A 1,596-nucleotide genomic window follows, 5' to 3' on the forward strand; every position below is an offset into this window, starting at 1 on the left:
ATATGTACCCGGCTCTATTTGTATTTCAAATTTTCCATCAAAATCAGAGGCAGCGCCTGTAGTTGTTCCAGCAATTACAGCTGTAACTCCGAATAATGGCTCGCCTGTTGTGTTGTCGATAACTGAACCTCTAATTGTACCCTTCTGAGCATACAACGTGGTACCTACTAAAAGTAGAATTGCTACCGAAAATAATTTTAAAATGTTCATATCTTTCCCTTAAAATTTGTGCAAAGGTAGCTTTATCAATGTTCAGCGGCATTCATAAAGGTATTATGAGTTGGTTATTTCTATGTTACCAAAAAAGGGAGACCTCTCAGTCTCCCTTAACATTGGATTAATATTTCAACTTAGAAGCTTGCTAGCTCACCATTAGCATCAGCCCAAGTCCACCCTGTAAATTTTGTTTTATCAGCACCAACTGTTGCAGTTGTTACAATACTTGCACCTGGAACTCTGGTAGTAAATGCATCATCAGCATCATCACCTTTGTCAGCGAATATAGCTTCAATTGTAAGGTTACCAGCAGAAAGATGGCTTACGTCAAACTGTAAATCTGATATGCTTAATGACTCATCTAACCAGTTGGCAGCAACTCCGTCATTATCAAGTTCAACATCAGAGTCTTCTGAGAAATTGAAGAAGTAGCAGTTTTCGATGCTCGCTTTAACACCTGATCTGAAATCGATGTATTCTCCACCATCAACTCCACCATCATTGTATCCTTTAAGCGAACCATTTCTTAAAGTGAAGCCACCGTTATCTTGAGAACCTTCAGGACCATCAAGCTCCATAGCGTGGTCAGAGTCAGCTCCACCAATGAAAATGAAGTTGTCGATAGTTCCGGTGTAGTCCTGATCCATATCGTATGCATCATCACCTTGATTCCATACTAATGCGTTGCTTATGTTTACTGTTCCACCAAAGCACTCGATACCATCATCCTGGTTTCCAACAATTTCTACATATTCTATAGTTGTACCTGAACCAACACCACCTAAAGTAAGGCCGTTGATCTCATTTCCTTCACCAATATTTGAGCCACCATGACGGATGGAAATGTAACGAATAGTTCCTGAGTTATCGTCAGCTGTAGAGCCTCCGTAAAGACCATTTACATCTGATGGAGGAATTCCTTCAATTTGAACTGAAGCAGCATCTGCAGAAATTGGTGCGTTACCTAAGATAATAAGTCCGCCCCAAAGACCGTTTAGATCCGGGTCAAGGTTAGGGCTTGCTATCATACCTGACTCAATCTCATCAGCTACAGATGTAAAAATGATAGGAGCAGAAGAAGTACCCTGGGCATCTAATTTAGCACCTCTGGCAACCACAAGAGCAGTGGCATTAGAACCAGTTCCTGCTTGTCCTTTAATAATAGTACCAGCTTCAATGGTAAGAGTAGCGCCTGACTCTACTGAGATTCTGCCGCCTAATTCGTAAATATTGTCCGAAGTCCAAGTAGTGTTTGCTGTAATATTCTCGGTTACCACTACATTTTCGTTTTCATCACCTCCAACTGGAGCAGGAGAATCATCATCGTCACCACATGCTGAAAGGAATGCAACCATTCCAACTGCGGCCATTAAAGAGAGT

At 41.3% G+C, this 1,596-nt stretch carries 2 protein-coding genes; both read right to left on the minus strand.

What is annotated here, in order from left to right:
* Positions 1 to 210: carboxypeptidase-like regulatory domain-containing protein (locus E1176_RS01265; protein WP_155208772.1), on the minus strand; the 210-nt coding region annotated here is incomplete at its 3' end.
* 140 nt (positions 211 to 350) lie between these two features.
* Positions 351 to 1,596, minus strand: a 1,246-nt coding sequence (locus E1176_RS20300; protein WP_343030490.1) for a hypothetical protein, incomplete at its 5' end; no start/stop codon positions are given.

Origin of the sequence: Fulvivirga aurantia (assembly GCF_009711475.1) — a bacterium.
Classification (GTDB): Bacteria; Bacteroidota; Bacteroidia; order Cytophagales; family Cyclobacteriaceae; genus Fulvivirga; species Fulvivirga aurantia.